24 protein-coding genes are annotated in these 24,279 nt (G+C 37.8%); 15 read left to right on the forward strand and 9 right to left on the reverse strand.

Going from position 1 to position 24,279, the window contains the following annotated elements; all coding sequences use genetic code 11:
• Nucleotides 1-19: 19 nt before the first annotated feature.
• Nucleotides 20-436 carry a DoxX family protein gene (locus WAE64_RS03760; RefSeq protein WP_340234782.1) on the reverse strand — a complete coding sequence of 139 codons (417 nt, stop codon included), beginning with the start codon at nucleotides 434-436 and terminating at the stop codon, nucleotides 20-22.
• 301 nt (nucleotides 437-737) lie between these two features.
• Between WAE64_RS03760 and WAE64_RS03765 the strand changes: the two genes are divergently transcribed.
• Nucleotides 738-1,190 carry a hypothetical protein gene (locus WAE64_RS03765; RefSeq protein ID WP_340234784.1) on the forward strand — a complete coding sequence of 151 codons (453 nt, stop codon included), beginning with the start codon at nucleotides 738-740 and terminating at the stop codon, nucleotides 1,188-1,190.
• Nucleotides 1,191-1,273: 83 nt separating this feature from the next.
• On the opposite strand, the gene WAE64_RS03770 is transcribed toward WAE64_RS03765, so the two are convergent.
• Nucleotides 1,274-2,020 carry a porin family protein gene (locus WAE64_RS03770; protein ID WP_340234786.1) on the reverse strand — a complete coding sequence of 249 codons (747 nt, stop codon included), beginning with the start codon at nucleotides 2,018-2,020 and terminating at the stop codon, nucleotides 1,274-1,276.
• A 240-nt stretch (nucleotides 2,021-2,260) separates the two neighbouring features.
• Between WAE64_RS03770 and WAE64_RS03775 the strand changes: the two genes are divergently transcribed.
• Entirely contained in the window at nucleotides 2,261-3,634 is a 1,374-nt protein-coding gene (locus tag WAE64_RS03775) for a TlpA family protein disulfide reductase (protein WP_340234789.1), read from the forward strand.
• On the opposite strand, the gene murB is transcribed toward WAE64_RS03775, so the two are convergent.
• Entirely contained in the window at nucleotides 3,631-4,647 is a 1,017-nt protein-coding gene (murB, locus tag WAE64_RS03780; RefSeq protein ID WP_340234791.1) for a UDP-N-acetylmuramate dehydrogenase, read from the reverse strand. The two genes, WAE64_RS03775 and murB, sit on opposite strands and share 4 nt — an antisense overlap.
• 602 nt (nucleotides 4,648-5,249) lie before the next feature.
• Between murB and sucD the strand changes: the two genes are divergently transcribed.
• From sucD to WAE64_RS03825, 9 genes are all read left to right on the forward strand, one after another.
• On the forward strand, nucleotides 5,250-6,125 hold the full coding sequence (gene sucD, locus WAE64_RS03785; protein ID WP_340234793.1) for a succinate--CoA ligase subunit alpha: 876 nt from the start codon (nucleotides 5,250-5,252) through the stop codon (nucleotides 6,123-6,125).
• 87 nt (nucleotides 6,126-6,212) lie between these two features.
• Nucleotides 6,213-7,367: a DUF4271 domain-containing protein gene (locus WAE64_RS03790; RefSeq protein WP_340234795.1), complete on the forward strand. Its 1,155-nt coding sequence runs from the start codon at nucleotides 6,213-6,215 to the stop codon at nucleotides 7,365-7,367.
• A 94-nt stretch (nucleotides 7,368-7,461) separates the two neighbouring features.
• Nucleotides 7,462-8,250 (forward strand): uroporphyrinogen-III synthase, encoded by a 789-nt coding sequence (locus WAE64_RS03795; RefSeq protein WP_340234797.1) that lies wholly within the window; start codon nucleotides 7,462-7,464, stop codon nucleotides 8,248-8,250.
• A 111-nt stretch (nucleotides 8,251-8,361) separates the two neighbouring features.
• Nucleotides 8,362-9,315 (forward strand): PorP/SprF family type IX secretion system membrane protein, encoded by a 954-nt coding sequence (locus WAE64_RS03800; RefSeq protein WP_340234799.1) that lies wholly within the window; start codon nucleotides 8,362-8,364, stop codon nucleotides 9,313-9,315.
• Nucleotides 9,316-9,920: 605 nt separating this feature from the next.
• Nucleotides 9,921-11,012 (forward strand): T9SS ring complex lipoprotein PorK/GldK, encoded by a 1,092-nt coding sequence (gene porK, locus WAE64_RS03805; RefSeq protein WP_452124570.1) that lies wholly within the window; start codon nucleotides 9,921-9,923, stop codon nucleotides 11,010-11,012.
• A 264-nt stretch (nucleotides 11,013-11,276) separates the two neighbouring features.
• Nucleotides 11,277-12,095, forward strand: a complete 819-nt coding sequence (gene porL / locus WAE64_RS03810; protein ID WP_340234803.1) for a type IX secretion system motor protein PorL/GldL — start codon at nucleotides 11,277-11,279, stop codon at nucleotides 12,093-12,095.
• 98 nt (nucleotides 12,096-12,193) lie between these two features.
• A complete protein-coding gene (porM, locus tag WAE64_RS03815; protein ID WP_340234805.1) occupies nucleotides 12,194-13,795 on the forward strand; it encodes a type IX secretion system motor protein PorM/GldM in 1,602 nt (533 codons plus the stop codon).
• A 21-nt stretch (nucleotides 13,796-13,816) separates the two neighbouring features.
• Complete coding sequence (gene porN / locus WAE64_RS03820; RefSeq protein ID WP_340234807.1) at nucleotides 13,817-14,716, forward strand: type IX secretion system ring subunit PorN/GldN; 900 nt, start codon at nucleotides 13,817-13,819, stop codon at nucleotides 14,714-14,716.
• Nucleotides 14,717-15,073: 357 nt separating this feature from the next.
• Nucleotides 15,074-15,427 carry a hypothetical protein gene (locus WAE64_RS03825; protein WP_340234809.1) on the forward strand — a complete coding sequence of 118 codons (354 nt, stop codon included), beginning with the start codon at nucleotides 15,074-15,076 and terminating at the stop codon, nucleotides 15,425-15,427.
• A 103-nt stretch (nucleotides 15,428-15,530) separates the two neighbouring features.
• Here WAE64_RS03825 and WAE64_RS03830 read toward each other — a convergent pair whose 3' ends face one another.
• The 6 genes from WAE64_RS03830 to WAE64_RS03855 all read right to left on the reverse strand — a co-directional run bounded on the left by WAE64_RS03830 (nucleotide 15,531) and on the right by WAE64_RS03855 (nucleotide 20,759).
• Nucleotides 15,531-16,823: a serine hydroxymethyltransferase gene (locus tag WAE64_RS03830; RefSeq protein WP_340234811.1), complete on the reverse strand. Its 1,293-nt coding sequence runs from the start codon at nucleotides 16,821-16,823 to the stop codon at nucleotides 15,531-15,533.
• Nucleotides 16,824-16,970: 147 nt separating this feature from the next.
• Nucleotides 16,971-18,182 carry a hypothetical protein gene (locus WAE64_RS03835; RefSeq protein WP_340234813.1) on the reverse strand — a complete coding sequence of 404 codons (1,212 nt, stop codon included), beginning with the start codon at nucleotides 18,180-18,182 and terminating at the stop codon, nucleotides 16,971-16,973.
• A 108-nt stretch (nucleotides 18,183-18,290) separates the two neighbouring features.
• Nucleotides 18,291-18,791 carry a hypothetical protein gene (locus WAE64_RS03840; RefSeq protein WP_340234815.1) on the reverse strand — a complete coding sequence of 167 codons (501 nt, stop codon included), beginning with the start codon at nucleotides 18,789-18,791 and terminating at the stop codon, nucleotides 18,291-18,293.
• A gap of 23 nt (nucleotides 18,792-18,814) precedes the next feature.
• Entirely contained in the window at nucleotides 18,815-19,066 is a 252-nt protein-coding gene (purS, locus tag WAE64_RS03845) for a phosphoribosylformylglycinamidine synthase subunit PurS (protein ID WP_101726793.1), read from the reverse strand.
• Between the two features lie 45 nt (nucleotides 19,067-19,111).
• The gene (locus WAE64_RS03850; RefSeq protein WP_340234817.1) at nucleotides 19,112-19,867 is read right to left on the reverse strand and encodes a CDP-alcohol phosphatidyltransferase family protein; all 756 of its coding nucleotides are present in this window, start codon (nucleotides 19,865-19,867) and stop codon (nucleotides 19,112-19,114) included.
• Nucleotides 19,868-20,036: 169 nt separating this feature from the next.
• On the reverse strand, nucleotides 20,037-20,759 hold the full coding sequence (locus WAE64_RS03855; protein WP_340234819.1) for a GNAT family N-acetyltransferase: 723 nt from the start codon (nucleotides 20,757-20,759) through the stop codon (nucleotides 20,037-20,039).
• A gap of 330 nt (nucleotides 20,760-21,089) precedes the next feature.
• Between WAE64_RS03855 and WAE64_RS03860 the strand changes: the two genes are divergently transcribed.
• The 4 genes from WAE64_RS03860 to WAE64_RS03875 all read left to right on the forward strand — a co-directional run bounded on the left by WAE64_RS03860 (nucleotide 21,090) and on the right by WAE64_RS03875 (nucleotide 24,111).
• Complete coding sequence (locus WAE64_RS03860; RefSeq protein ID WP_340234821.1) at nucleotides 21,090-21,716, forward strand: hypothetical protein; 627 nt, start codon at nucleotides 21,090-21,092, stop codon at nucleotides 21,714-21,716.
• A gap of 89 nt (nucleotides 21,717-21,805) precedes the next feature.
• Nucleotides 21,806-22,414, forward strand: coding sequence for an RNA polymerase sigma factor (locus WAE64_RS03865; protein ID WP_379976944.1), 609 nt, complete (start codon nucleotides 21,806-21,808; stop codon nucleotides 22,412-22,414).
• A gap of 49 nt (nucleotides 22,415-22,463) precedes the next feature.
• The gene (locus WAE64_RS03870) at nucleotides 22,464-23,051 is read left to right on the forward strand and encodes a hypothetical protein (protein WP_340234823.1); all 588 of its coding nucleotides are present in this window, start codon (nucleotides 22,464-22,466) and stop codon (nucleotides 23,049-23,051) included.
• Complete coding sequence (locus tag WAE64_RS03875; RefSeq protein WP_340234825.1) at nucleotides 23,026-24,111, forward strand: DUF4097 family beta strand repeat-containing protein; 1,086 nt, start codon at nucleotides 23,026-23,028, stop codon at nucleotides 24,109-24,111. The genes WAE64_RS03870 and WAE64_RS03875 overlap by 26 nt, the downstream gene beginning before the upstream one ends.
• The last annotated feature ends 168 nt before the right edge of the window (nucleotides 24,112-24,279 follow it).

Here is a 24,279-nt window from a genome sequence, read left to right on the forward strand (position 1 = left end):
TTATGCTTAAAACTGTTTTTTAACCCTGCAAAGTATGTAGGTAAAGCCCAAACACCATCAATAAGAAATAACTAACCAAAGAAGCTGCCCCTGCATAATCTTTAGCAATGCGCTGCCCCGTAAAAAGGCATAAAATAGCAAGCATTGATAACTCCAGACCTAACACCGCAAAATCGGCCTGCCCTTCAATAAAATAGAAAATACCACCCAGAAAGCTTGTAGCACCTGCTGCCACCTCAAGAATAGTGATTGTAATAAACAAAACAGTAGAAACACTATTGAGAAAAGTCTTGGCAAATACACTTTGTATATAAGATTTGTTACCGCCGAAATCAAACACTTTATCAAGCCCCGACTGCAGAAAAAGTACACCAGCGAAAAGGGAAATGGCTACTTGTATAACTTTAAGTAAAGTATGGTCAAAAATATCGCTCATAGTATGTTAGTTTTTTGGCAAATATAGATAAAATACTTTCTTAAAAAAGAATGCCGAATCAATGAAGTTGTTTAGTATTATTTCTTTCGTTTAAAAATGTGTTGTTTTGTCTGCGACTTCATCAAATAATTTCAATCATAGCCCTGCTATGGAATTCCATTCGGGCTTTCATTATTTGATTTGTCTCGCTCAAAACACCCCTATTTTTAAAAAGAAATTAAAATACTAAACAACTTCAATATTTTGAAATCAATATTATTAAAGTGAATTTTGTGAGTTATTCAGAATATAATTTGCTATTATGTACTATCCTATTCCTTCTACTCAACAAGAATTCAATCATATTGTTGAGGGCTTCCGAGCCAGAACACTTCCTGCCAAAGAGTGGACACACGAGGCGCATCTGATTACAGGCTTATGGCATGTAGCTGAATTAGGATACGAAAATGCTTTGGCTGAAATGCGATTAAATATTCCGGTCTATAATGAATCAACTGGAGGTATGAATACCGATTCGAGTGGGTATCATGATACCATTACGGTTTTCTGGTTATGGTTATTGAATGAGTTCTGGGAGAAATATTCAGTTGGTGCACGCTCGTTCGAGCAGGTATGTAACCAATTCTTGCAAAGCAAATACGCTGATAGAACAAACGCTTTTATTTTTTATTCTAAGGATTATCTTTTTACAACAAAAGCTCGTTTAGCAAACGTTGAGCCTGATATTCAGCCTTTAGATTTTTCAAAAATCTAAGAGTGCAATCAAGCAGAAAAAAAGAGCCTCTGTGTAACCTTAGTGGATATACGAGAGACTCTTTTAGCTTTATTCAAGAATGCTTACAAACGGATACCAAACATGATACTGTTGCCATTTACAGGGTTTGGCTCTTTAAACATTGGTGTCATTTGATAACGGGCAAATAAGGTAAAGTTTTTGTGACCAAGCTCGGCAGCAAAGCCATAGTGAAACTTGTTCATGTTATAGGCTCCATGCACACGTTTCGTGCCGTTTTCTCCTTTTACTTTGGTATAGCTGTCAATTCTTGCACCACCATAAGCTCCTAAACCTAATACCCAATGGCTTTCTTTGAAGCCAAACTGTAACATAACAGGTATATTGAAATTGGTAACTACTAATTTAGATTTTTGTACTTGCCCTTTTATCTCTACAAAATCGGCTCCTACGGTTTGGTTAGCTAATGTGAAATTATCTTTCATCATATAGTTGTTCCAGGCAAACTCAAATCCGGTACCTAAAGCTACATCAACTTGTTTTCCGGTAATCAAGCGGTGGTTTTTCTTCCAGCTTAAACCTATATAGCGAGAGTTCCAATTGTCTAACTCAGGCATACTTTTGGTTTCGTAGGTGTTCAAACCTAAATATAAACCGAAGTCTTTGCGAGAAAACATATTACGATTGCTGTATTTTCTTTCGTAATGTTTTTCTGTATTGTCATCGTCATAGCTTTTGCTATGTTCTTTATTTTCTGAAGGGCTGAAGTGGTCTTCTTCTTGTGCTGTAGCTCCTAAACTCACGGTCATGGCAACAGCTAAAGCGGCGATTGTTTTTACAAGCGTTTTCATAATTGTAATCATTTAAAAGGTCTGTACTTGATATATTTAGAAAAACTGCCGCGGAGTTTTTAAAAAGTCTTTTTTGTTGCTTTTCATAAACAAGATGCAGAAAGTTGTCAGCAGGGTTGCGTAGAAATTTAAAAAAAGTTTTGAGCAGTGATAAATGGCCGAAATTTATAGATTAGCGGTTGCATATCTGTACAAAGACTCCTATTTTTATATCAACTTAAGCTTTGACACAATTTTGCTATGACTAAATCTTCTAGAAACTCCTTATTTATCCTTTTCTGGGCTGTTACAAACTTTTGTTCTGCTCAAGTATCACTGAATGTATATCAGCATAAAGCAGAGTCTACTTTTTATATACCACACTTTGATTATTTTCTGCAAGTAGATACAATGGTGTATAAGAGCAGAGGAGTAGAAAATATTCAGGCTTCTCTAAATCTTGCCAGCTCAATACCTTTTCAGCTTAAGAATAAAATGTTTTTTTTAGATAAGACCGATAGCCTGAGCATTGTAATCGACTCATTGAATAATATGACTTTTACAAGCAAGTACCCAGGCAATTACATTTTCTACGATTCGCTCAAAGCTGTTTATAACTTACCTGTGCTTAGGTCAACTCCAGACATTAACTTGCTAATTTCAATCAGACAAAACACTTTTCATGATAATCTGCAATTGCTTGAGAACTTTCAGCGTACGCATAAAACATCTCCCGATTTTGACGAGTACATAAAATCAGAAGTTTATTTTCTGAATTATCAGAATGTATATACCCCAATTTTTAACAAAAAACTGCAAGGTGCCAGTATACCTGATGATTATTTAAGTGAGGTAAATCAAGCTTATATTTTTACTAATAAGGCTTTTAGTTCAAGGGCTTATCAGGATTTTATGCAAAAATTTGTTGAGTTCTATGCTGATACTTCAGGCACTCAAGTCGGATTACAGAAACTTGTCAGCATAATAGCCTTTATAGATTCAAAATTTGATAAGCCACATCAGGAGTGGCTGAAAACAGGATTTTTAAAGTCTTATTCACGGCGCATTAAGCCGCAAGAGACAGTTGCTTTTTATGAAATTGTTGACAAAACAGAAGCCGGTTTGTCAGATGCTGGATATAAGCGTTTATGTAAAAAAATAATGTCATTTATTAATAGGCATCCTGTTAGTATTCCTGATGAAGTGCTGAATTATAAATTATTGACCACAAGTAATAACGAAATAAGCCTGCAGCAAATACTAGATGCTAATAAAGGAAAGATTATTTACGTCGATTTCTGGGCAACCTGGTGTGGACCTTGTGTTGAAATGCTACCTTATTCAAAAAAACTAAAATTGACACCAACGGGAAAAGACATTAAGGTAGTCTATATCTCATTAGATTATACTGCAGATGCCTGGCAGAAGGGGCTAAAGAAATATGAGCTTACGGCTGAGCAGAATTTTTTATTAAGCAAAGTAGGGGAGCCTTCGCTTATTGAAAAATACTTTAATGTAGATTCAATTCCGAGATACCTTATTATTGATAAAGAAGGTAAATTAATTAATGCAAGTGCCCCCAGACCCGATAGAGTGAGTTTACTTGAGGGCATAATTGGGCTTTTGAATAACTAAACAAAATTCACTTCAGCATGTAGCTGAATTCCGAATTTCTCTTTGATAGAGTCCTGTATTTTTTGAGATAGCTCTTTTATATCGTTCCCCTTACCATCGCCAAAGTTTACCAAAACCAAGGCTTGTTTGGCGTGCACGCCAATATTGCCAAAGCGTTGGCCTTTCCAACCTGCTTGTTCAATAAGCCAGCCCGCAGGTACTTTCACAGTTGTTTCATTGACAGGATAAGAAGGAATAGTTGGATACTTTTCTTTCAATACATCAAACTGTGCTTTCGGAATCTCAGGGTTTTTGAAGAAACTACCCGCATTGCCAATTTCGGCAGGGTTTGGCAATTTGCTCTGGCGAATGCTGATAACTGCATCACTTATGGCTTTTATACTCAGGTTTTCTATGCCTCTTTCGGCTAATGTATCTTTAATAGCACCATATTCTACATGATACACAGGTGTTTTGTTAAGCTTGAAACGTACGTTTACAATTACATATTCACCTTTTACTGCATGTTTAAAGATACTTTCACGGTAGCCAAATGCGCACTCATCTTTCGTAAAGATTCTGCTTTTTCCGGTTTTTATCTCAATGGCTTCAAGGCTTTCAAATACTTCTTTTATTTCTATGCCATAAGCACCTATATTCTGCATAGGGGCGGCACCTACAGTGCCCGGTATCAACGATAAGTTTTCTATACCTGCATAATCATGGTCTACGCAATACATCACTAAATCGTGCCATACTTCGCCGGCACCTACATTTAGCCATATATGTTGCGCATCTTCTTTAATTTTTTCAATGCCCTTAATGGCAATTTTTATCACAAGGCCCTCAAAATCTTTCGTCAACAACAAATTACTACCCCCGCCTAATATTAAGCGTTCTATACTTTGGTATTCAGGGTTTTGAAGAATAGACTGTAATTGTTCGATATTCGACACTTCTACAAAGTATCTGGCAGTAGCTTCTATTCCGAAAGTATTATAAGGCTTAAGAGAAACGTTGGTTTGAACGGTCATTGAGAAGATAAAAGAAATATTGTTAATTCAAGAAGCTACAAATTTAGTGGTTTTTGAATGAAAGCGATTGATGATTCAAAATTATCTTTAAATACGGTAGTCTGAAACATAAAATTTGCCAGAAAAAAAGTTTTTTTTGAAGCTATAAACCACTGACTGTAAGAGTGTTAAAGCCAGATTTGTATCCGCTAAAACAAGTTTCTGTAAAGTTTTCTTTCATAGTTTATATTTTTTATGAGAAATATGCTATATTTGCATCATCTATTCAAGCTTATTCATCATGTGTTTGTTTTTACAAACCATCTTTTCGACCCTATCTTTAAACTTTTCGTTTCTGCATCTATTCAGCCCATTTTTTATCCAATTGTAAAGAATTTGAGGGTATTTGAATTTTAACAGATAATTTTTATTCTGTAATAGTCTGACTATCAGTTTTTTATGTTTTTTGTGCGCAACGATGATATTTTTGGATTAAAAAAACTTTTGCACTTCTGCCAATTCAAGCTACTTTTACGTAAAAATGAGGTTAGCATAAGTTTTGCTTATACAACACCCTATTTTTGAGTGTAAAAAATTCTACTAATCATCTAATCAATGATATAATGAGCGTTTTAGTCAATAAAAATTCTAAAATAATTGTACAAGGTTTTACTGGCTCTGAAGGAACTTTCCATGCCGGTCAAATGATTGAATACGGTACTAATGTAGTAGGTGGTGTAACTCCCGGAAAAGGCGGCCAACTTCACCTGGACAAACCAGTATTCAATACAGTTGAACAAGCCGTATTAGCCACCGGAGCAGATGTTTCAATTATTTTTGTGCCACCGGCTTTTGCAGCAGATGCTATCATGGAAGCGGCTGATGCGGGTATCAAAGTAATCGTTTGTATTACTGAGGGTATTCCTACTAAAGACATGGTTGTGGCAAAATCTTATATTCAAGGCAAAAACGTTCGTTTGATTGGCCCTAACTGCCCAGGTGTTATTACAGCCGAAGAATGTAAAGTAGGTATCATGCCTGGCTTTATCTTCAAAAAAGGAAGCATCGGTGTAGTTTCAAAATCGGGTACGCTTACTTACGAAGCAGTTGACCAGTTAACTAAAGCTGGTTTAGGACAAACTACCGCTATCGGTATCGGTGGTGACCCAATCATTGGTACTACTACTAAAGAAGCAGTAGAACTATTGATGAACGACCCTGAAACAGAAGGTATTGTTATGATAGGTGAGATTGGTGGTGGTATGGAAGCAGAAGCAGCTCATTGGATCAAAGAGCACGGTACTAAACCAGTAGTAGGCTTTATTGCTGGCCAAACAGCCCCTAAAGGCCGTCGTATGGGTCATGCAGGAGCAATTATCGGTGGTGCTGATGATACTGCAGCTGCAAAAATGAAAATCATGGCTGAGTGTGGTATCCACGTTGTAGCTTCTCCGGCTGATATTGGTGCTACTATGCTAAAAGCCCTTGGTAAAGCATAATTGAAAAAAATTAATAGATGATAAAGGTCAGATGTAGCAATCTGACCTTTTTTTTGTTAATTTTGCGGAAAAATTCTTCGTAATAGATTGAAAAAGGGCCTTTATATACTTTTCCTGTTGATTTCTTTTAATTCGTTTGCTGGAACTGTTGGGCCAAACGGAGGATATTATCTGGTACACGATTACCACGATGACTGGCAGGTATATAACGACCGCCACAAGGCTTATGTTCCTTATATAGCCGAGCAACACCTTAATTACCCTTCACACACGGTTTTCTGTGATATTGAAAGCAATAGAGGATACAACCTGCTGATTCATGCTCAGAAAGAAGATAACTTCTTGTTTATCAATGGCTCTTTACGGCAGAAAATCCCCGTTAATCAATGGTTAGTACTCAATATAGATAGTTTGTATAAAGTATATGAGCAACCACAGATATACATTACACTCTATGGTTCGCCTAATATTGATGATAAAAAGATGTATCTGGGCTATAAGCGCCAGTTAAACCAAAAAACGATTGTTCTTGACCAATCAACTATTAAAGCGCAGCCTCGTACACCCACACCATACAAAAACTATTTTGTTTTGGTGTCGGTATTTATACTTGTGATATTCACCTATTTGTCAAACTCTTACGTAAGAGCATTTGAGCGGTACTATAATATAAGAGATTTATTTAATACCCTGCTCCGAGACCAGACCTTTTTAATAAGTAAGCCCCTGAGTCGCATGAACATCATGTTTATTGTCATGCTGGCCATGATTATAAGTTTCTTGTGTATGTTGCTGCAAAGCAAAGGTATTTATCTGTTTGGTGCACGAGCGTTTTTGCAAGAGGGCGAAACCCTCGGCGTATTGGCCTCTAATTATTTCAGAATATGCCTTGCCGTATTTATGGCACTTATTTTCAAGTACTTTTTTATTAGCCTTATTGGGCAGCTATTTAACCTTGAAAAGGTAGTAGATTTGCACTATTTCAAAATCATACAATCGTCTATTATATTCTTTACTTTCTTTTCATTGGCCTTGTTGATTTTGTTTTTAGAGTATTTTCCGATAGATTTAGACTGGGCCTCATATCTGTTTACGCCAGTCATTTTATTCTATCTTATCAGGTTCTTAATCCTGTATTTTACGATAAATCGAAGTATTCCTATACAAAGTCTATATTTAATTTCGTACCTTTGCATCGTAGAACTTTTGCCGATTATACTTGGAATCAGGTTCGCTATTTAACTTTTTAGTGAATAAAATTGTTAAATAGTTATTCAATAGATTGTTGAAAATTAATATCAGAAATAAACTCTGTACTTGAAACCCCGCAATTTGGATGAGTGAAATCACAGATAAACTTCTTCAAGAACGCCTCCGTAAAGTTGAGAGCATTTTAGTAACACAGGCAAGGCCGACTGATGAAAAGTCTCCTTATTTTGAACTCGCAAAAAAATACAACCTTACTGTAGATTTTCGCCCGTTTATTGAGGTTAATGGCTTGGATCATCGTGATTTCCGCCGTCAGAAAGTTGATATTTTAGCACATACTGCTATTATTCTGACAAGCCGGAATGCCGTGGACAATTTTTTCAGAATAGCCAAAGAATTACGCATCGAAATACCGATTGATATGAAGTATTTCTGTATTTCGGAGCAAACGGCTAATTATTTACAGAAATATATTGTTATAAGAAAGCGTAAAATTTTTGTAGGGCAGAAAACAGCGGCTGATTTAGAATCATTGATTCTGAAACACAAAAATGAGAAATTCTTATTTCCGTGTTCAAATATCAGAAGCAACGAGATCCCTAATCTCATGAACCGTAATGACCTTCATTTAACCGAAGCAATTATGTATGAAACTGTACCTGCCGATTTATCTGATTTGACAGAAGTTTTCTATGATATTATATGTTTCTTCAGCCCTTCAGGAATCACGTCGTTAGACCATAACTTCCCGAACTGGCAACAGAACCATACCCGACTGGCAGCTTTTGGCCCAACAACAGCCAAGGCCATTCGTGATGCGGGCTATATACTTGATATTGAAGCACCGCTGCCTAATGCTCCATCAATGACCGGAGCACTAGAGCTTTACATCAAAAAAGCGAATCATCTAGGATAGAATTTATTAGGCTAAACTACAAGTTTAGCCTAATTTTTTTCGTTATAATATTACAAATAGTATATTTGCTTATATTGCTCAAGGAAAAACAGAAATATCCCCTGGCCTACTATGAAAAAAATTTACATTGTAATATTGTCATTGACACTTTTTACAGCTTCTGCTCAACAAGATACGCAATTTACCCACTATTATTTTAATCAGTTATTCTTCAATCCGGCCACTGCTGGGTCAGAGAATGTTACACGTTTTCAGGCTATTTACCGAACACAATACGCAGGTTATCAAGGAACAGCCAATGATGGCGGTGCGCCCGTATCGCAGGTAATATCGGCCAATATGCCACTGAAAATGATAAAAAGCGGTGTAGGGCTTACTTTCGTAAATGATAAAATAGGAGCAACTATTCAGCGGGATTTAAAACTTTCGTATGCCTATCATATCCCGGTAGGAGGTAGCCAATTGGCTTTAGGTGTAAACGGAGGGCTTTATACCGGAGGCCTTGATTATGGACGCCTACGGGCAAGAGACGAGAATGACCCTAATATTCCTACTACGGGTTCAATAACTGAGTCGGTTTTTGACTTTGGCGCAGGTGCATATTTATATAGCCCCAATTACTCACTCGGTCTTTCTGTAAATCATATTAATCAACCTCAATTTGCCCTTGGTGCGCAAACTGCAAAACATCAGCTTGACCGTAGTGCTTATTTAACAGGTTCAATGCTTTTTGGTGTATCGTATATGATTGATGTAACTCCGATGTTTATTGTGCAGTCAAACCTGAGCAATATGAGTATCACCACTTTTTCGGCAGGGGCTATTGCAACTTACGATAATACATACTGGGTAGGAGCAAACTACCGTACGGGTGATGCCGTATCGGCGCTTTTAGGAGCTAATATTTTGAATGGAAGCCTTAGAGTAGGCTATGCTCTAGACATTATTGTAGGCGGCGCACAGGCCAAAAGTGCTACTTCGCACGAAATATTGCTTAGCTATGCTTTATCACCACCAAGAGCAGGTAAAAAGTCAATTATTCGCACACCAAGATACCGGTATTGATAAAAACTCTATGCTTAAAACGAGCATTAATTCGCCTTACAGGCAAGAATAGCTCATTTTGATAAAAATATATAATTGAGCTATATAATGAAATGCATATTTTAGCGTTTATAAACTAGAGAAACGATATTTACTAAACTTGTATAAACATAACTGTTTTTTGCAATCATTGTAACCTTATATACATATCAGCGCATAAACAGTATAGTATTTCAGGCAGGAAAAAATTGAAGAATAGTTCAGGAAAAAAATGCTATTGGTAGACGTAGGCAAATTTTCATTTGTCTTCTCATTATTGGGGCTTTCAGATTATCATTCTGGCATAATTTATGCCACTTAATAATAAAAAAGGCTTGTCTTTTACCTTTCTTTAAGGATTGATTAAATTTTCAATATAGACTTTGTAAAATTAACCGAGATGGTTCAATAATGCATTGAATTACCGCTTTTTGGCTTAATAATTGCTATACTGGTTGAAGGTTATCCGAAAAATCCGATTTTTTTTATAACTTTGTCTGTTAGTACAATAATATTTTCATAAGCCTCGTTTTTACAAAAAATAGAGTAAGTACCCCAAAATATAGATTATTAACTTGTTTTACGCTATGAACAAGCAAATGCTTAAGACCTTATTTAAAAGTCTGTTAATCGTTGCCCCAATTATTATAATGCAAGGCTGTGGTTCTGGAAAGAGCCCACTTGGTGGTTTATTTGGTGGAAAGAAAGGAAAAGATGGTAGTAAAGAAGCTGGGATGGACGGTATCCGTAATGGGCAAATTAATGCTTTTGCCCGTAAAGGTTACAAACAGGTTTCTCCAGATGGCATGGTGTTGATTCCCTCGGGGTCTTTAATGATGGGACAAGCAGATGAAGATGTATTGTCGGCGCGTGTTTCTATGAACAAGAGAGTAACAATTGTGCCTTTCTATATGGACGACACAGAGATTACTAACCATGAGTATCGTCAGTTCATGAACAGAATGATTGAAGACTCAGTATCGGTACTTGGCGAAGAATTTATTATGTCTCAGTTGTATCCTGATACATCAGTTTGGACAAAAGATTTTACTTACCATAACGGCGACCAGATGACAGAATATTATTATTCGTCTCCTGCTTTCGATATGTATCCGGTAGTAGGTGTAAGCTGGGATGCCGCTAAATATTTCTGCGATTGGCGTTCAAAATTATACAATACTTATTTAACAGAGCATAAGTCTTTCCGTTCTCCACGTTTCCGCTTGCCTTCAGAAGCTGAGTGGGAGTGGGCTGCACGTGGCGGCAAAGAAGGTGCGAAGTATCCTTGGGGTAACCCTTATGTAGCTAATGGTAAAGGCTGCTTCTTGGCAAACTTTAAACCGTATCGTGGTAATTACCGGGCCGATGGCTATCCGTACACGGCTCCGTCAAATGCCTTCAACCCGAACGACTACGGTCTTTATAACATGGCCGGAAACGTAGCAGAGTGGTGTGAAGATGCTTACGCAGAATCGTATATGCCGGTTACATGGGACTTAAACCCTGTGTATAATGATGAAAACGAGCCAAGAAAAGTAATTAAAGGTGGTTCGTGGAAAGATGTAGCTTATTTCCTTGAAACAGGTACAAATACTTACGAATATCGTAACGAGCGTCGTTCTTATATCGGTTTCCGTTGTGTAATGGACCGTCTGGGAAGCGTTCCTGGAAGAGAATAATATGAATAATTGATTGCGAAGTATGAAGGTTGTGTATTCTTTATAGAATGCTATGCTTCATATTTCGCAATTTTTTTGATGGCATACATAAAAAACATGATTCTTTCAAAATACAGGATTCAAATATGCGTTAAATAAAATACCATAATCCTTTGAATAAAATTTGTTGCTTTAATTTTTTTATTAGAACAACAAATTCTTTATTTCGTGACTGAATAACCTTTTTATTGATAACATAATAAAACTCTTAATTTATTTAAACAAATGGCAGCAAAGAATAGTAGTACAAGTTTCTTTTGGGATAGATTCATACCAACAATTTATGCATTGGGTGCGGCAGTTGTAATCTTGGGTGCAATGGGTAAAATCATGCACTACGATGTACTAGCGCCTTTACTTCCCATCGGACTCGCAGTAGAAGCCTTAATCTTCGTTATATATGGTATTCAATCTTTCCTTTTCCCTCCGGTAGAATATCAATGGGAAAGAGCTTATCCTGAACTAGCTGATGATTACACAGGTGAACCTGTAAAAAGAAGTGCCCCGGTTTCAACACAAGGTGCTGGTTTAACTGCTAAAATGGACGATATGTTGGCAAATGCCAGAATAACACCTGATGTATTTGATAACCTTAAAACAGGTATCCAGAACTTAACAGGCCAGGTAGCTAAAATGTCTGATTTGAGCGATGCTACCGTAGCTACAAGCGAATACGCTAAAAATGTAAAAACAGCCGCCGGACAAGTAACAGCTATGAACAGTGCTTATGGAACAGCCGTAACAGCAATGAACAGCATGGCCGATGCTACCAAAGATGCACAAGAATACAGAGCACAATTTGGTAAAATTACACAAAACATGGGTGCCCTTAACGCCGTATATGAGTTAGAATTGCAAGATACCAACAAGCACCTGAAAGCAATGAATGCTTTCTACAGCAACTTGACTACCGCTATGCAAGATATGGCCGAAGCCTCTAAGGAAACACAACAATTTAAGTCTGAAATGACTAAATTGACAAACAACCTTAGCTCGTTGAACAATGTTTACGGCAGTATGTTGACAGCAATGAGAGGTAACTAATCTTTACAGATTTTATCATTTCAGGGTTTGTTAGCAAGCCTTGAGAGATAAAGCAATTCAAATTAAATTTTTACTAACCGTATAATACTACTATATATATGGCAGGCGGAAAAGAGTCACCACGTCAGAAGATGATCAACATGATGTATCTGGTTCTGACGGCAATGTTGGCACTCCAGATAAGTAATGCTATTTTACAGAAATTTCAACTATTGAATAATAGTATAGAAAGATCAAATGCAGCAGCAAACGAAACTAATGAAAGGTCAGTAGGCGCAATCAGAAAGGAAATTGCCGAGAATCCCGGTGGTGCTAAATATGCAGATGTGTTGCGCCAAGCAAATGATGTAAGAAAAATAACTAGTGAACTGGATAATTATATTGCTGGTTTAAAACAAGAAGTTATTAATGCAGGAGGAGGGTTAGACCCAGTAACAGGCGGAGTGAAAAACCCTTCGGAAGAAGAAAAAGTGGCAATTTTGATGGTTGGGGCTAATAAAAATGGTAAAGGCTATGAGTTAAAGAAAAGACTTAATGATTTTGCTACGCAACTAGAGAAATTTGCTGCTCCTAATTCTAAGTTTCCTGAATTAGCTATTGACGCTTCTAAAGATCCGGCACTTTCTAAAACAGATGCATCAACAAGAAACAAAGATTTTGCGGAATTGTATTTTGCTCAGACACCGGTTCCGGCTGCTTTGGCGGTATTAAGCCAGAAACAATCGGAAGTTCGTCGTATAGAAAGTCAAGTATTAGAATACTTAGCAACCCAGGTGGGTATCAAAGAAATTAAGTTTGATGAAATCTTTGCTGTGGTTATTCCTGATGCCCGTGCCGTTGTGGCTGGCCAGAAATACCATGCAGAGGTAGCCATCGGAGCTTATTCAAAATCTATTACTCCACGTATCAGCATCAATGGTAGTGCAGTGCCTGTAAAAGACGGTAAAGGTATCTACGAACTTACAGCACAAGGCGGTGAGTTTGATAAAAACGGACAATTGAAACGCTCTTATACAGCAAGTGTATCTTATCCTGCGCCTGATGGAAGCATGAAAACAGTTACCAGAGAAGAATCTTATACAGTATTACAGCCTTCTGTTCAGTTAGAGTCGGCTTCCTTACCTGCTTTGTATTTCAAATGTGCTAACGAATTGCAAACTTCTTCGCCGGGTCTTGGTGCATTGTATTCTCCTACTTTCGGAGGTTCTGGCGCTGAGTTTATTCCGGGTGGTGGCGGAAAAGTAACCGTTGTACCTAACTCGGCACAGGTAGTGCTAAGCGTTACTAATGGTGGTTATAAACTGAAAGATTTCCCTTTCAAAGTACGTCGTGTACCTAAGCCAACTGTTTATTTCACTAATCAGTCGGGTACAAGATTAAACGAGAAAAAAGGAGAGTCGGCAGCAGGTTTACGTGTAATCAATGCAGTGGCAGCAGCTGATGAAAACTTTAAGACTACTAACCCGAAAGATGCTGCTTACCGTGTAGCTGAGTTTGAAATCAGCCTTGCTCGTGGTAGTAAGCGTGTAAACAGTATGGTAGCAAGTGGTAATGGTGCAAATATCGCCAGCCTTGCACAACAAGCGCAAGCAGGAGACCGTTATGTAATTGAAGTAAAAAGAGTAGAACGTAGAAACTTCAAAGGTGAGATTGAATCGGTTGACGTAGGAAGCGTAATTGCGACAATCAATTTGAATTAAAAATAATTAATAAATCAGCTAATGGGAAAATTACAAGGCTTGGCTTTGGGAATTGCATTGATAACCAGCCAGTTTGCAGTAGCTCAGGAAAAAACAAACAACCAACTGAATCCGCTGTCGGTTCGTCCGATTCATGAGGGGAACGTTGCGTACAAAACAACCCTTTGGAGGAAAATTGATTTAAGAGAAAAAATTAATCAACCTCTTTTTGCCAAAGGTAGCGAGATTACCAAGCATTTAATTGATGCTGTAAAAGCAGGATTGCTTGATGCTTATACCAGCGACTCTTTAACTACTAAATTGACGTTGGAGCAATTCAGCGAACGTTTACAAATGAAAGAAGAAGGTGGTGGGTTATCACAAGAAGAGAAAGATGCAGGTTTTTCTGATGCTCCGGGTGGTGACGATGGTTGGGGTGGCGGCGGTAACGCTGGTGCTGCTAATACAGCAGGTGGCGATAGCACAGGTGCCGGTTTTGGTGGCCCGTCTAACATAACTAGCGGTGCAACAGAATATTTCCCAAGCCAGTTGACTACTATTGAGCTGAAAGAAGATTGGATATTTGACAAACAACGTTCACGCCAGTATTTTGATATTCAATCACTTGGAATCATTATTCCGGCAGCGCAAACTACTTTAGGTTTCGACCGTCCGGTTGCGTACTTCAAATACAAAGATTTAGAACGTTATTTCCGTTCTAACCCGAAATGTATCTGGTACAATGCGGCTAACGTTGCGCAGCATAAAAACCTTGCTGATGCCTTTGAGTTACGCTTGTTTCATGGTAGAATCACGAAAAAATCGAATGCCTCTGATAGAGACCTAGATGATATCTATAAATCAGCTCGTGAAGGTATGCTTCAATCGGAGAGACTAGAGCATGAATTGATGGAATTCGAACATAATTTGTGGGAATATTAAGAGTAATCTTAATAACCCGAAGAGAGGGAGGAGCTTAATTGCTTCTCCCTTTTTTATTGCCCAATATGATTCACATAAAAAAATCAGCATTTCACGGATGTTTTAACACTCTTTAACGTTTTTTAGCTTAAAAAATCTTTACTAAAGTGCAACTTTGTATTAGAGTTTTGCATCTTATGAGTGTAAGAAAAACAAATACAAATCTGGGGAATTTAAAACCAGCCGTTTATCAGGTAATATAACCGCTCATCCAATACTAAGAAAAATAATAGTACTATGTATTGCATAATACTAATCAAAACATATATCTTTGTATTGTCAATGAAGCAGAACAAACGCTCTCCAAAAATTAAAATTATGAAAAAGCTATTATTACTATTCGCAACGATACTTATCAGCCTCAATTCGATGGCTTTGAGTTTCCCTCATAATACTTACGGGCAGAAGCGCACACTTAACCAAGTGGCAAGTAAATCGATAGGGGTTTCAGAAATAAAAACATTGGAAGCATCGTTGACACAAACGCTTGAAGCAGGAGTTGAGGAAATTACAAATCAGGAGTCGTTTTTAGAAATGTTTGCAAACTATGTTATCAGTTTGTTTACAGAGAAATTATTACACGGTAAAAGCATGGCCATCAACTCTTTCGAGAAAGTAAAATGCGAATACCTTGCTATTAAACAAGATTTTGATTGCCAATTAATTGGCTAATAATAAAGATTCTTATTTTCATACGGTTTAGTTAAGGTTTAGACAAAAAGCGTGGCTCATTGAACCACGCTTTTCTTATTATAAACCCGTATGGGAGTAAATATTAGAACTGAAATAAAGGATAATCCTGCATCCAGGTATTAATCTCTTGTCTCACACCCGCAATAGTTGTTGCATTGCTATGATTCATCAATACATCGTCAATCAAGTTCACAATTCTTACCATATCAGCTTCAACTAATCCACGAGATGTCATGGCGGCTGTTCCTACACGCATTCCTGAGGTTGTCATGGCCGTTTTATCATCAAATGGTACCATGTTCTTGTTTACAGTAATATCGGCCTGAATCAAGGCGTTTTCAGCGATTTTACCAGTTAATCCTTTCGGACGTAAATCAATCAACATCAAGTGGTTGTCTGTACCGCCTGAAATCACCTGATAACCACGGCTGATAAATTCTGCCGCCATTACTTTAGCGTTTTTCTGAACTTGTACAGCGTAGTTATAGAAATTATCTGTAAGTGCTTCGCCAAAAGCAATAGCTTTAGCTGCAATGATATGCTCTAATGGCCCACCTTGTGTACCCGGAAATACGCCTGAATCAAGCAATGAAGACATCATTCTAACTTCACCTTTTTGCGTAGTGATTCCAAAAGGATTCGGGAAATCTTTACGCATCATGATTACACCACCACGTGTACCACGAAGGGTTTTATGCGTAGTAGTAGTAACAATATGACAATGGTCGAATGGGTCGTTTAATAAACCTTTAGCGATTAAACCAGCAGGGTGCGAAATATCAGCTAAAAGAATAGCGCCTACTGAGTCGGCGATCTGACGAAGACGTACGTAGTCCCAGTCACGAGAGTAAGCCGATGCACCACAAATAATCAATTTTGGTTTTTCTTTGTGTGCTGTTTCTTCAACTTTGTTCCAGTCAATCAAGCCTGTTTCCTGCTCAACACCATAAAAGAATGGCTGGAAGTATTTGCCAGAGATATTTACAGGTGAACCATGCGAAAGGTGACCACCGTGAGATAGATTAAAACCTAAGATTTTATCGCCTGGTTGTAAACATGCTAAGAAAACAGCCATATTGGCTTGTGCTCCTGAATGTGGTTGTACGTTAGCCCAAGTAAGGTTAAATAAAGCTTTTAGGCGATCGATAGCTATTTGCTCTATCTGGTCAACTACCTCACAGCCACCATAATAGCGTTTGCCCGGAAGCCCCTCGGCATATTTGTTGGTAAGTACACTACCCGCAGCTTCCATTACTTGTGGTGAAACAAAGTTTTCAGAAGCTATCAACTCAATACCATGTAACTGGCGATTGTTTTCTTTCGTGATTAAATCGAAGATTTCGGTATCACGAGAGAGCGATGTTTGGACAGACATATTGATTATTTGATGTACGATTTAAGAAGTACGATTGGTAAAAGATGAGTACAAATTTAATGGAATGTTGGAATAACAAGAATCATGTACCAAATAATCTTTTGTCAAAATCGTAATAAACAGGTATTTTCTTAAAATAATACTATTTTATCTGAGAACAACCGCACCTTTAATCATTTTGTCAATCAATTCGCAACTAGGTATATAGGCAAGTTCGGCCTGATAGCTACCGCCGTTGATTATAAAATGAGTAGGGCGTGCTTTGAAAAAAGCTTTGCGGTAAGCATCTTCTAGTTTTTCTAAACCCAGGTTTTGCCTGTATTCGTTTATTTCTATATCACTTAGGGTAGAGGATCTTTCTTTTTTCCAATAGAACTTTTCTTGCTTTGCCTGCCAGTCTTTATCAGGGCAATTTACGTTATCTTCCAGGCGTACCTGAACAATCAAAACACGACCCATCGTAGAGGGTTCTTCGGTAGAGTATTCGAGCAATGATTTAAGGATAGACGGATTGGTCTTTCCTTCTCTTATTGCCTTTTTTATAATAGGTAAAACATCAAAATTATCTACTTTTCGTTGGAAAGAACTATAGGTAAGAATTTCATCTATAAGTGTGCTCTTGAATAAATAATTGGGACTGCTACTGGTTTGATAAGGCCCGTATGTATTTTCTTTAGTAATTTGATTCAATCCTAAGGTGTTTTCATCAAGAAAACCATTGATTTCTAACACTTTCTGAAAGCCGAGCAGCGCTTCTCTTGCAACAACAGACGCAGTCATATTTATTTGTTTCAAGCTATCTACCTGTTTTTTTAAAAGCTCTGGCATTTTATTAACAAAAGCCAGGCTGTCAAAAACTATCTGATAGTTTACTTTTCCTTGTTCTTTCATATAATCTCTTAACTCTGGTGTAAGCCATCCAGTAGATGGTAATACGATTGAGCGACGCATATTTAATAGCGAATCACGCAGTTTAGTATCTGTATGAGGCTTAATTTGTAATGCTTGCTTTTCAAAATTAGCCCATAGTTTAGAGGTGTCAGCCACAGCCTTGAAAAAAGGGTCTTTCTTGAAATTGCTAACCTGATAGCCCTTAGCTACTATTTTCTCCAGGAAATCAAAAGCTACGGGCATTTTACCTACTAATGTGGCACAGATAGCGGCATTATAATAATCTTTAGCAAAGGGTTTTTCTACGTTTGCAAAGGCTTCGTTGTAAAACGATAGTGCTTCGTGATAGTTGGTGTCTACAATAGCCAGTTCAGCCTCGTTGATAATAGGGTGGTAGATTCGGGTAAAATCTAGCTGAGCATAACTAATAGAGCTATAAAATAGCAGTAGCAGTAATAGTTTTTTCATAGTTTAAGGGTAGATGGACGCAGTAAATGCTTAAAGCAGGTATAAAATTAAAAAACCAACTCATATTTGAGTTGGTTTCGGTTGTCGTTAACAAATGCTTAACAAGTACTAAGAAAGATACTTTAAATGTATAGCATAGAGGCTGCTAAAGAATGCTGCGTTTAAAAGCGATGCTATTCCGATAGACCAACCAATGGTACCGCCAAGAATAATAATAGGAGCCAGCACGCCAACGGCGTTTCCGGCAATGTATACATAAAATCCTTTTTTACGCAATCCCCACATCCAAATACCCCCCAGAATCAATAGTGCGCTTGAAATAAAGCTTGCTACGCCGGCTGCTATCAGGTTGTTTTCTTCAAAAAGCTTACTTGTCTCTTTCTGGCCTTCTTCCATCTTTTCAAGGTCTTTTTCTGACATGTACTTCGACATCATCTCCATCATCATTTCGTTGGCTTGCTCTTGCGTTACCATTACTTTTTCTGGGGTAAATATCCTCGGAATTGCATCATAAAACTTATAAGCATTCCACAAAAAAGTGAGCATACACAAGATAGTCAGAAACGTAGGCCGAAGAGGCACCGTATTTTCTTCAAATGGGTTTTGCATAAAATGTATTAATAATTATCTACTTAGATAGCAGTTAGTTCAAAACTATATTCTTCCATAATAAGGTTGGCCAATAGTTTTTTGCAGGCATCTTCCACAATGCTTTCTGCAGTTGCTTTATCGGCAGCCTCTATTTCCATATTAATGTGTTTGCCAATACGGCAGTCGCTAAAGCCTTGAATATCAAGGTTTTTTAATCCCAATAATACTGCTTTTCCTTGAGGGTCAAGGATTTCTTTGATAGGCATTACGTCAATCGAAGCGAGGAATTTCATAAGTATCAACCCCCATTCCCGATATGGGGGATTTTGTTTAAAAATTTACTCCCCTTTGGGAACAGGGGCTGATTTATTATTAATAAGAGATAAAGCTATATATAAGAATATAACCAGCGGAATGCCTAAGAATTGCAAAACCACAAGCAAAATTACAGAAAGAATTATAAATATGTACTTGATTTTATTATCAACCCACGAAAAATTTTTAAACTTCAACGCAAATAGCGGAATTTCGGACACTAAGAGGTAGCTCATCAATAGCGAATAGCCTATCAGAAACACATTATTGTGAACAATGAAAGCATAATTGGGATTGAATTCGAGTATTAAAGGAAATGCCGCTACCACAAAAGCATTGGCAGGTGTAGGCACGCCTATGAATGAGTCTGACTGGCGGGTATCTACATTAAACTTGGCCAAACGCAAGGCAGAAAACAATGCCAGAATAAAAGCTACATAAGATAATGGGTGAAAAGATATTTGAGACACAAGCGATGAGGATACAAAATTAGACAGAAAAGAGTCTTTGTGCATAGTATCGCTGATGAGCCTGGCTACAATAAATGCTGGCAATACGCCAAAAGTAGCCATATCGGCTAGTGAGTCAAGCTCTTTGCCAATGGCAGAGTGTTGCTTAAGCAGACGAGCCACAAAGCCATCAAGGAAATCGAGAATACCTGCAACAAATATAAGATAGGCGGCATAGGTAAGCTCGCCCTGAAAAACAAAAACAATCCCGAAGCACCCACAAAGCAAATTGCCGAGGGTCATGAGATTAGGAACAGTAAAAAGTTTCATGTGTTGGTGTCTAGGTAGTTTATACTAAACCGCTGAAAATTACGATATTCATTTGTTTATTCCATGCTATTTAAGAATAATCTGAATTAAGTAGCCGGATGTAAATAAAAAAGCCTCGTTCATACAAACGAGGCCGTGGTTTATTCTATGACTCCATTAATGTTGTTATCTATAACTCCACTAATTCCCTTGTTGTTGCCAATTTTTTTTTTCTACGTTCTTCGCGTCTTAATAAGATTCTTTGTTTGAAACGCATCCAGCGTTCATACAAAGGCATCTCTTTCAGAAAATCCCAGTTATCATCTTCTTTTCCGGCTTCTTCTTTCTTCTTGGCTTCTACAGGGTCAAAAAGCATACCTGTACATAAGCAATGCTTACGGTTGGTACGTGTAAGAATATCATAATTTACACAGCTCGAACACCCTTTCCAGAATGAATCGTCGGCTGGTAACTCACTAAAAGTTGTTGGCTCATAACCCAAATCAGAGTTGATTTTCATTACGGCCAGGCTCGTTGTTAAACCGATGATTTTGGCATCGGGGTATTTTTTACGAGAAAGCTCAAATGCTTTTTGTTTAATACGTGTAGCAATACCACTCTTACGGAAGTCAGGATTTACAATCAGACCTGAGTTTGCTACAAACTTACCGTGTTCCCAGGTTTCAACATAGCAAAAGCCAACCCACTTTCCGGTAGTAGTAAGGGCAATAATAGCCTTACCTTCACGCATTTTTTCACGCAAATAATCAGGAGAACGTTTCGCAATCCCTGTACCACGGGCTTTAGCACTTTCTGCCATCTCCTCACAAATAGTTTCTGCTAAATCGTAGTGGCTTTCGTTAGCTATTTGTACAATGTATTGGTCGTCGGAAGTTATTTCTGTATTATTCATCGTCATTTATTGGGCTTTTCCACAAATGGAGACGCTGTATCCTAAAGATTGTTAAAATGAAATAAAGAGAAAAAATATAAGAGAGGGGGTGTTCTACCACGCAGGCAAAACGGTTACAGTCGAGTCCTTTCGGACCTGAAACATCGAACTGGCGTTATGGGAAGACGAATATTCATTTTTCTTAAAAACAGATGCAAAGATGTTAGGTTTAAAATTTATATCCAAGATATAAGCCCAATATTTTTACTTGCCCCTGAATAACGACACAGTTTGCGATTTAGTTCGTGCATTGCAAAAAATCTGATAACTTTGAAAAAAAATTAATTTACGTTGAATACCAGATTAGCTACTTTCTTGTCGGGGGCGTTTCATCCGCTGATAATGCCGACTATATTATTTATGGTTCTCTTTTTTCTGGCGCCTGTTTCGCTCGGCATTGAAGGAATAGACATGACCTTTAAATGGATAGTCATTGGCTTTGTATTCATCTATACTTTTGCTATACCCGCTTATCTTGTATATCTGCTTAAGCGTTGGGGCTATATCAGCAGCCTTAAGCTCGAAAAACTGCACGAACGCCGCATACCTTATTTGCTTACTGCTATTATTTATGCTGTGCTAGGCTACTTTATGTACACCAAAAATTCGGCTCTTTTTGCTTGCGCCTATATCTTATGGAGCATCAGCCTTGTGATATTATTTGTTGCGCTGATTAGTTTTTGGTGGCAGATAAGTGCTCATGCCGCAGGTGTTGGCGGGGTAGTAGGTGCTATGGCAGGGGTTATGGTAAAATTTGGCGAAACTACCCTTTTCATGCCGCTTTTGTTCTCAATGATTCTGGCCGGATACGTAATAGGTGCCCGCTTACAACTCAATGCGCATACACCAAAACAAGTCTGGGCAGGGCTGTTGTTAGGTGTTTTAATAAGTTTAGGAGCGGTGTCTTATTTTTTTTAATCGTTTAATCTTCTCATTATCAGTGTATTACCAGGGATTTTTAAAAATCTTTGGTAATTCGTGCAACATTCTGTTTTTAAAGGCGTCTTTTGTTTGAAACCATAAAACAGCATACCCCTCTGGCAAATACAGTATTCATTAACAAGCATGCCGACTTGGTCGAGCAGTGTAAGCGTGGCGAGAGTAAAGCGCAATACGAATTGTATAAGCATTACTCAAAGGCGATGTTCAATGTCTGTATGCGCATAGTAAACCACGTGGGTGAGGCCGAAGATGTGTTGCAGGATTCGTTTATTGATGCCTTTGCTAAAATAGGTGATTTTCGTCAGCAGGCCACTTTTGGGGTGTGGCTTAAGCAAATTGTGGTTAATAAGGCTATTAATCATCTGAGGTCTCGTAAAGTAGAATTAGTGAATATTGATGATTATAATTTTGGTGGAGAAGAATATGATATAGCCGATTATGCCGAAACAGATACGTATAACGAAGAAAATACAAAGCTGGAAGTAGAACGCATACGCAGGGCAATGGAACAATTGCCTGAGGGCTTTAGGGTTGTGTTATCATTATATTTATTTGAAGGATACGACCACGAAGAGATTGGGAATATATTAGGTATAAACGAGACAACCTCTCGTACACAATATATGCGAGCCAAAAAAAGGCTTTTAGAAATAGTGAGCAGACAAATGTTTTAACTAAACTGACAATTTACAATTAAAAAAATCCCGATTAAGGGTGAGTGATATGAAAGACCGTTTAGAAAGATTCGTGAGAGACAACCAAGACGACTTTGATAGCTACGAGCCATCGAAAGCCCTGTGGAAGAAGATAGAAACTGAGGTTGCTAAACAACAACCCGCAGGCAAACGCCTGAACGGAAAAGTAGTGAAATTTGGAGGTGCCAAATGGGGAATAAGTATTGCCGCAGGTATTGCTATATTATTAACAGTGGGCTACGGTATTATAACCTACCGTACAATACCTAACGATTTAGCGAGTTTTAACCCTGGGCCTGTGCCATCTGCCTACAAAAGCACTTATGGTAAAGAAATAGTAGAATTTGCCTCTTTGGTAGAGCAAAAGAGAGAGGAGTTAAAGTCTTTAGAAAAAGAAGACCCTCAACTCTACCACCAGTTTGATGCCGAATTGCAGGCATTAGACAAAAGTTACCAGAACCTGAAAAATGAATTGCCGCAAAATCCGAATCCGGAAGATTTGCTGAAGGCTATGGTACAAAACTTAACTATGCAGATCGATCTGTTAAACCAACAGTTACAAATAATTCAAAAAATTAAAGAAGTTAAAAATGGAAAGATTAAAACGATGGTGTAGTGCCTCCACCGAAAAACGAGGTGTGTTGTGGGTATTGTTCTTTCTTAGTGCTGTGCAAGTTTTTGCCATGCCTGATGATAAAGAATGGATTGAGAAGAAAAAGAACGTGAACTTATCTTACTCGGTTTCTTCGGCTGATAGAGTTGCTTTGCATAACCAGTTCGGCGATGTGAAAGTGAGTTTCTGGGATAAAAAAGAGGTGCGTGTAGAGGTACTTATTGTAGCCAATGCGTCGTCAGAAGACCGTGCCGCTGAGTTTTTAAATTCGGTTGATGTGGTAGGCCGAAAAGACGATGGACAAGTAAGTATTAAAACAATAATTGAGCGCCAAAACAACAGAAACTGGAGTAATAAAGGAGATAAACACTCTTTAAAGATTGATTATATGGTGTATATGCCTAAATCGAATGCGCTTCAATTGAAAAACTCTTTTGGTAATGTGTATTTGCCTACGTTTACAATGCCTCTGAAGGTTGACCAAAGTTACGGAAAACTTATAGCTGAGGATATTCTAAACTCTGAATCAGAGATTAACCTAGCTTTTTGCCAGAACTCTTATATTAAATCGATGTCGGGAGGGAAACTAAAAGCATCGTATTCGGGTATTAAGATGGAAAAGGCTGATGACTTTGATTTCAATAATAGCTTTGGTGATATTGATATTAAAGAGGTGGGGCGTATTGATGCTAAAATCAGTTATTCGAGCGGTAAAATTGGCTTGCTGAAAGAATCGGGTAATCTGAAACTCGATTTCTCAGGTGATTTCAAACTGGGCGGGCTTGGTAAGAATGTAAAAGAACTTGATATTAAAGCTAATTACTCGCCTGTTGCACTGGTATTAGACGATAACGTAAGCTACGACTTTGATGTAAAAGCGCACTATGGTGACTTTGAATATCCGAAAGACAGAGGTGTATCTTTTACCAGAAATACCGAAACCGAGAAGAAAGAAAGCTATAGCTTTAATCCTACCAAATACTATAGTGGTAAGGTTGGTAAGGGCTCTAATACTTGTAGAATTACAGTAAACGGTAATTTTAGTAGTGTTAAATTGAAATAAATTAAGTGTTTTGAATGCAGACAGGATAAGCTCTAAGAGTTTATCCTGTTTTTTGTTTATGAAGTACTTGTATGCATTGTTTCTGAAATAAAGGCATCTGAAAAATAAATCTGAGAAGCCAGCTTAACAATTAGCATGGGTTTTGTGTTTTATACATGCCTAAAGCTA

Source organism: Emticicia soli (assembly GCF_037860775.1).
Taxonomy (GTDB): Bacteria; Bacteroidota; Bacteroidia; order Cytophagales; family Spirosomataceae; genus Emticicia; species Emticicia soli.

Coding starts and splice junctions, on each gene's coding strand:
- WAE64_RS03760 (WP_340234782.1), bottom strand. CDS start 436: ATGAGCGATATTTTTGACCATACTTTACTTAAAGTTATACAAGTAGCC.
- WAE64_RS03765 (WP_340234784.1), top strand. CDS start 738: ATGTACTATCCTATTCCTTCTACTCAACAAGAATTCAATCATATTGTT.
- WAE64_RS03770 (WP_340234786.1), bottom strand. CDS start 2,020: ATGAAAACGCTTGTAAAAACAATCGCCGCTTTAGCTGTTGCCATGACC.
- WAE64_RS03775 (WP_340234789.1), top strand. CDS start 2,261: ATGACTAAATCTTCTAGAAACTCCTTATTTATCCTTTTCTGGGCTGTT.
- murB (WP_340234791.1), bottom strand. CDS start 4,647: ATGACCGTTCAAACCAACGTTTCTCTTAAGCCTTATAATACTTTCGGA.
- sucD (WP_340234793.1), top strand. CDS start 5,250: ATGAGCGTTTTAGTCAATAAAAATTCTAAAATAATTGTACAAGGTTTT.
- WAE64_RS03795 (WP_340234797.1), top strand. CDS start 7,462: ATGAGTGAAATCACAGATAAACTTCTTCAAGAACGCCTCCGTAAAGTT.
- WAE64_RS03800 (WP_340234799.1), top strand. CDS start 8,362: ATGAAAAAAATTTACATTGTAATATTGTCATTGACACTTTTTACAGCT.
- porK (WP_452124570.1), top strand. CDS start 9,921: ATGAACAAGCAAATGCTTAAGACCTTATTTAAAAGTCTGTTAATCGTT.
- porL (WP_340234803.1), top strand. CDS start 11,277: ATGGCAGCAAAGAATAGTAGTACAAGTTTCTTTTGGGATAGATTCATA.
- porM (WP_340234805.1), top strand. CDS start 12,194: ATGGCAGGCGGAAAAGAGTCACCACGTCAGAAGATGATCAACATGATG.
- porN (WP_340234807.1), top strand. CDS start 13,817: ATGGGAAAATTACAAGGCTTGGCTTTGGGAATTGCATTGATAACCAGC.
- WAE64_RS03825 (WP_340234809.1), top strand. CDS start 15,074: ATGAAAAAGCTATTATTACTATTCGCAACGATACTTATCAGCCTCAAT.
- WAE64_RS03830 (WP_340234811.1), bottom strand. CDS start 16,823: ATGTCTGTCCAAACATCGCTCTCTCGTGATACCGAAATCTTCGATTTA.
- WAE64_RS03835 (WP_340234813.1), bottom strand. CDS start 18,182: ATGAAAAAACTATTACTGCTACTGCTATTTTATAGCTCTATTAGTTAT.
- WAE64_RS03840 (WP_340234815.1), bottom strand. CDS start 18,791: ATGCAAAACCCATTTGAAGAAAATACGGTGCCTCTTCGGCCTACGTTT.
- purS (WP_101726793.1), bottom strand. CDS start 19,066: ATGAAATTCCTCGCTTCGATTGACGTAATGCCTATCAAAGAAATCCTT.
- WAE64_RS03850 (WP_340234817.1), bottom strand. CDS start 19,867: ATGAAACTTTTTACTGTTCCTAATCTCATGACCCTCGGCAATTTGCTT.
- WAE64_RS03855 (WP_340234819.1), bottom strand. CDS start 20,759: ATGAATAATACAGAAATAACTTCCGACGACCAATACATTGTACAAATA.
- WAE64_RS03870 (WP_340234823.1), top strand. CDS start 22,464: ATGAAAGACCGTTTAGAAAGATTCGTGAGAGACAACCAAGACGACTTT.
- WAE64_RS03875 (WP_340234825.1), top strand. CDS start 23,026: ATGGAAAGATTAAAACGATGGTGTAGTGCCTCCACCGAAAAACGAGGT.